Origin of the sequence: Saccharomonospora iraqiensis subsp. paurometabolica YIM 90007 (genome assembly GCF_000231035.2) — a bacterium.
Taxonomy (GTDB): domain Bacteria; phylum Actinomycetota; class Actinomycetes; order Mycobacteriales; family Pseudonocardiaceae; genus Saccharomonospora; species Saccharomonospora paurometabolica.
On record NZ_KI912260.1, the window covers coordinates 100,012 to 105,245 of the forward strand.

The 5,234-nt window shown below is 70.6% G+C and carries 4 protein-coding genes and 2 pseudogenes; 4 read left to right on the forward strand and 2 right to left on the reverse strand.

Annotated features, from left to right (window positions below):
- Positions 1 to 136: pseudogene (locus tag SACPADRAFT_RS31775) on the forward strand (tRNA (adenosine(37)-N6)-threonylcarbamoyltransferase complex transferase subunit TsaD); the annotation flags it as partial.
- Positions 137 to 181: 45 nt separating this feature from the next.
- Here SACPADRAFT_RS31775 and SACPADRAFT_RS0222595 read toward each other — a convergent pair.
- Complete coding sequence (locus SACPADRAFT_RS0222595; protein ID WP_007026367.1) at positions 182 to 1,801, reverse strand: alkaline phosphatase D family protein; 1,620 nt, start codon at positions 1,799 to 1,801, stop codon at positions 182 to 184.
- 293 nt (positions 1,802 to 2,094) lie between these two features.
- Between SACPADRAFT_RS0222595 and groES the strand changes: the two genes are divergently transcribed.
- Together groES and groL are read left to right on the forward strand one after the other, a co-directional pair.
- Positions 2,095 to 2,388, forward strand: coding sequence for a co-chaperone GroES (gene groES, locus SACPADRAFT_RS0222600; RefSeq protein WP_007026368.1), 294 nt, complete (start codon positions 2,095 to 2,097; stop codon positions 2,386 to 2,388).
- Positions 2,389 to 2,589: 201 nt separating this feature from the next.
- Positions 2,590 to 4,194: a chaperonin GroEL gene (gene groL / locus SACPADRAFT_RS0222605; protein ID WP_007026369.1), complete on the forward strand. Its 1,605-nt coding sequence runs from the start codon at positions 2,590 to 2,592 to the stop codon at positions 4,192 to 4,194.
- A 184-nt stretch (positions 4,195 to 4,378) separates the two neighbouring features.
- On the opposite strand, the gene SACPADRAFT_RS0222610 is transcribed toward groL, so the two are convergent.
- A complete protein-coding gene (locus tag SACPADRAFT_RS0222610; protein WP_007026370.1) occupies positions 4,379 to 4,681 on the reverse strand; it encodes a WhiB family transcriptional regulator in 303 nt (100 codons plus the stop codon).
- A 297-nt stretch (positions 4,682 to 4,978) separates the two neighbouring features.
- Between SACPADRAFT_RS0222610 and SACPADRAFT_RS33495 the strand changes: the two are divergent.
- Positions 4,979 to 5,234 (forward strand): annotated as a pseudogene (locus SACPADRAFT_RS33495) (hypothetical protein); the annotation flags it as partial.

The window sequence follows — 5,234 nt, forward strand, 5'->3', positions numbered from 1 at the left end:
GCGGCCCCGGCTGTGCACCGACAACGGCGCGATGATCGCCGCGCTCGGCGCCCACCTCGTCGCCGGGGGAGGCGCGCCGAGCGCGCTGGACCTCTCCGCCGACCCGGCCCTGCCGGTGAACACCGTCTCGGTGTAGCGGCCGGGCCGGGTGTGCGGGTCAGCGGTCACCCCGGTGTGCGGGTCAGCCCGGGTGTCGTTCGCTCAGTCCCGGCCGCCGGTCGGCGATCGCGAACGACGCGCGGGTGCGCGCCGGGGCACCCGGTTCGGTGACCCGGTCCAGCACCCGGAAGTCGGCCCGGAGCTCCCCGGGCGTGATGCGGGTGCGCACGTAGCCGCGCCGGGCGTTGAAGAACTTGATGTGCGGGTTGCGCCGCAGGTTCTCGTTGTCGCCGGGGGCGGAGTCGTAGCCGTCGCCGCCGGAGCTGATCGAGGTGGTGACCAGCTCCGTCCCGATGACCGGGCTGTCCGGGTCGGCGTAGTCGGCCTTGAGCTCGTTGGCCCAGTGGGTGTGCACGTCGCCGGTGAGCACCACCGGGTTGCGCACGCCCGCGTCCACCCAGCCCCGGCTGACGCGGTCCCGCGAACCCCGGTAGCCGTCCCAGGCGTCCATGCTCGTCGCCCCCGAGGCGTTGCGCCTGCGGGCGAAGAACACCTGCTGCCCCAGCAGGTCCCAGCGGGCGCGGGAGTCGCGGAACCGTTCCAGCAGCCATGCCTCCTGCGCGTCACCGGTCAGGGTGCGTGCGGGGTCGGCGGCATCCTCGCACACCTTCCAGCCGTCGCCGCAGGCCTGGTCGTCGCGGTACTGGCGGGTGTCGAGCATGTGGAAGTTCACCAGCGCGCCCCACGCCACGGTGCGGTGCAGCCGGATGTGCGGGCCGCGCGGGCGGTTACGCCGCCGCAGCGGCATGTTCTCGTAGTAGGCCCGGAAGGCGTTGGCGCGGCGTTCGAGGAAGTCGGGTTGCGGCCGGTGCGGCTTCTCGGGCACCTCGGCCGCCCAGTTGTTGTCCACCTCGTGGTCGTCGGGCACGACGAGCCACGGCGCGGCCGCGTGGGCCGCGCGCAGGTCGGCGTCGGTGCGGTACTGCGCGTAGCGCTGCCGGTAGTTCGCCAGGGTCGCGGTCTCCGGCCCGCGGTGGTCGCGCACGTTGCCGTCGGGGGAGACGTAGGAGTCGCGCCGGTACTCGTAGAGGTAGTCGCCGAGGTGCAGCACGACGTCCGGCTCGTCCTCGGCCAGGCGGCGGTAGGCGGTGAAGAAGCCGTGCTCGAACTGCGAGCAGGAGGCGAAGCACATGGTCAGGCCGGCGCCGACGACCCCCGGTGCGGGGGTGGTGCGGGTGCGTCCGGCGGGGGAGACGTGCCGGCCGTGGCGGAAGCGGTAGAAGTACTCGCGGCCCGGCGCGAGGCCGGCGACCTCGGCGTGGACGGCGTACCCGGCGTCCGGTCCGGTCCACTCGTGGCCCCGGCGCACGACGTGCCGGAAGCGGTCGTCGAGGGCGACCTCCCGGTGGACCACGACGACGCGGCGGTTCATCCCGCCCAGTCCGTCCTCGGCGAGGGGGCGGGGGGCGAGCCGGGTCCACAGGACGACGCTGTGCCGGTCCGGTTCGCCGGAGGCGACCCCGAGGGTGAACGGATCGGCGGTCGAGGGCTCGCCCGCGCCCTCGTGGGCGGCGGCCAGTGCGATGCTCGGTACGCCCGGCGGCAGTGTGGTGCCGACGGCGGCGGCCCCCAGTGCGGCGCCGCCGACGAGCACTCGACGACGGTTCGTTCCCCGGGGCTGGATCTCACCGGAAGCGGGCACGGTGTGTCTCCCAACGTGGTGTCGGTCGCGGCCGGAACGGCGCCAGTGTCGCTCCGGCGAATGACCGGCCGCACTCGAAGGGATGATCCCGGGGTGAATGTTCGGTGCCGCCACCGGCGGTTCGGCACCGTGGGGACCGGGTACCCTAGGTTGCGCGGCTAGCACTCCGATCGCTAGAGTGCTAATCGCACACGGCACCGCACACGCCCCGGCACCCGCGACGGCGGGGTGGTAGGAGCCGTACCCAACTAGGTACCTGCCAACGCTTTCGACGACCCGTGGAGGTCAATCCGGTGAGCGTGAACATCAAGCCGCTCGAGGACAAGATCGTTGTCCAGCGGAGCGAGGCCGAGGAGACGACGGCTTCCGGCCTGGTCATCCCCGACACCGCGAAGGAAAAGCCCCAGGAGGGCAAGGTCCTGGCCGTGGGCCCGGGCCGCATCGACGACAAGGGCAACCGCATCCCGGTGGATGTCAAGGAAGGCGACGTCGTCATCTACTCCAAGTACGGCGGCACCGAGGTCACGTACAACGGCGACGAGTACCTGATCCTGTCCGCCCGCGACGTGCTGGCCGTCGTCAACTGACGACCCGCGCACACATCGACGCCCCGGGCCCCGCACCGAGCCGGGGTACCGGGGCGTTTCGCGCACCGCATCCGTTGCGGGAGTGCACCGCGTCTGTCGTGGGAGTGCGGGCGGGCGGGCCCGGCCCGGGGCATCCGGGACCGGCTGTGACCCCGCCGCGCAGGGACGTTCCCGCGGCAGCCTCACGCAGAGAGGTATTCCATGCCAAAGCAGATCAACTTTGACGAGGACGCTCGTCGGGCGCTGGAGCGCGGGGTCGACAAGCTCGCCGACGCGGTCAAGGTGACCCTGGGGCCGCGTGGGCGTCACGTCGTGCTGGACAAGAAGTTCGGCGGCCCCACGATCACGCTGGACGGCGTCACGGTCGCCCGGGAGATCGAACTGGAGGATCCGTTCGAGAACCTGGGCGCGCAGCTGGTCAAGAGCGTGGCCACGAAGACCAACGACGTCGCCGGGGACGGCACCACGACGGCCACCGTGCTGGCGCAGTCGCTGGTGTCGGTCGGCCTGCGCAACGTGGCCGCGGGTGCCAACCCCACCGCGCTGGGCAACGGTATCCAGGCCGCCGCCGACAAGGTGGTCGAGGTCCTCAAGGACAAGGCCACCCCGGTCAAGGGCCGCGACAACATCGCCCAGGTCGGCACCGTGACCTCGCGGGACTCGGACATCGGCGGCCTGCTCGGCGAGGCCGTCGAGAAGGTCGGCGAGGACGGCGTCATCACCGTGGAGGAGTCCTCCACGATGGCCACCGAACTGGACATCACCGAGGGTGTGCAGTTCGACAAGGGTTACCTGTCGGCCTACTTCGCGACCAACCCGGAGGAGCAGCGGGCGATCCTGGAGAACGCCTACGTGCTGCTGCACCGCGACAAGATCTCGTCGCTGCAGGAGCTGCTCCCGATGCTGGAGAAGGTCGCCGAGGAGAAGAAGCCGCTGGTCATCATCGCCGAGGACGTCGAGGGCGAGGCGCTGTCCACGCTGGTGGTCAACGCCGCGCGCAAGACGATCAACGCGGTGGCCGTGAAGGCGCCGTTCTTCGGTGACCGCCGTAAGGCCTTCCTGGAGGACCTCGCCGTCGTGACCGGCGGCCAGGTCGTGTCCTCCGAGGTGGGCATGAAGTTGTCCGAGGTCGGGCTGGAGGTGCTCGGCAAGGCGCGCCGCATCGACATCACCAAGGACAACACCACGATCGTGGACGGTGCGGGCACCAAGGACGACATCAACGCGCGCATCGGCCAGATCCGCAAGGAGATCGAGAACACCGACTCCGACTGGGACCGCGAGAAGCTGCAGGAGCGCCTGGCGAAGCTGGGCGGCGGCGTCGCGGTGATCCGCGTGGGTGCGGCCACCGAGACGGAGCTGAACGAGCGCAAGCACCGGATCGAGGACGCCGTGGCCTCCACCAAGGCCGCCGTCGAGGAGGGCATCGTGCCCGGCGGCGGTTCGGCGCTGGTGCACGCCGCCAAGGAACTCGAGGGCAACCTCGGGCTGACCGGCGACGAGGCCACCGGTGTGAAGATCGTGCGGGAGGCGCTGACCGCGCCGCTGTACTGGATCGCGAACAACTCGGGTCACGAGGGCGCGATCGTGGTCTCCAAGGTGAAGGAGCAGGGTTGGGGCCAGGGCCTCGACGTGGGCACCGGTGACCTCACCGACCTGCCCGCCTCGGGCGTCGTGGACCCGGTCAAGGTGACCCGCTCCGCGGTGGCGAACGCCGCCTCGATCACCCGGCTCGTGCTCACCACGGAGAGCTCCGTGGTGGACAAGCCCGAGGAGGAGGACGAGGAGTCCGGCCACTCCCACTGACCGCACCGGGCGGACCGCCGGGTCCGCGCCGGATCCGTCGGACGCCGTATCGTCCGGGCGAACGTCGAACGGGGCGGCACTCCCCAGGGGGTGCCGCCCCGTTCTGTGTTGTCGGGAAGGACGTACTCGCCCAGTTCGGCCTTCCCGACGACTCGTCGACCGTATCGACCTCGCCCGTGCCGTGTCAGCGAACCGTGAGACTCAGGGAACGCCGCTGGGAACGCAGGATGCTCTCACGTTCCGACTCGGACAGGCCGCCCCAGATGCCGTAGGGTTCGTGTACGGCCAACGCGTGTTCCCGGCACATCTCCAGCACCGGACAGGTGTGGCAGATGGCCTTGGCCCGGGCCTCCCTCCGTGCCCGCGCCGGACCTCGTTCCCCGTCCGGGTGGAAGAAGGAACCGCTGTCCATCCCCCGACAGGCCCCCTCCAGCTGCCAGTCCCACACGTCGGCGTTCGGCCCGGGGAGTCTGCGCGTGTCTGCCATTCGTGACCGCCTCCGATATCCGGCACCACGCTGCCGGAATCTGCAGTTGTCGTAGTGCGGACTACTCCATTTGGTGCAACGCGCGTAACGCTAGAAGCCCAAACAACCGTTGTTCAAGGGCTGTGTCACATTTCCACCGATAGGTCTTACGCGCCCGTGTGATCGGTGACACATCGCCGAAAAATGGACTCGCCATTTCACTCTCGCGAGTCCTCAAGGGGTGTTCCAGTATTCCGAACGAAGGTTTCATCCTTACCCAGTGTGTAGTTGATCACTCGATCAGGGGATGATGACGCGGTGACTCTCGGGACACGGGCCCTCCGCGAGACCGCCTTCGGCGATCCGGACCGAGGTGTCCCGCCGTCGCCGTGCCCCGTCGGGGCCGATCCCACGACCGGATGGCTGCACGCCGTGGCACTCGGGGCGGAGGCGCGTTACGCGGCGGCGGTGAGCCTGCTCGAACCGCTGTGCCGGGGACGGGACCGGCTCGTCGCGGCCCTGGCCTGTGCGGCGCTGGCCGCACACCGGCGGCAGCTCGGCGGGCACCGGGCCG

What these genes read in the sequence shown, in the direction of transcription:
- SACPADRAFT_RS0222610 (WP_007026370.1), bottom strand. Translation starts at nt 4,681, where the DNA reads ATGGCAGACACGCGCAGACTCCCCGGGCCGAACGCCGACGTGTGGGAC.
- groL (WP_007026369.1), top strand. Translation starts at nt 2,590, where the DNA reads ATGCCAAAGCAGATCAACTTTGACGAGGACGCTCGTCGGGCGCTGGAG.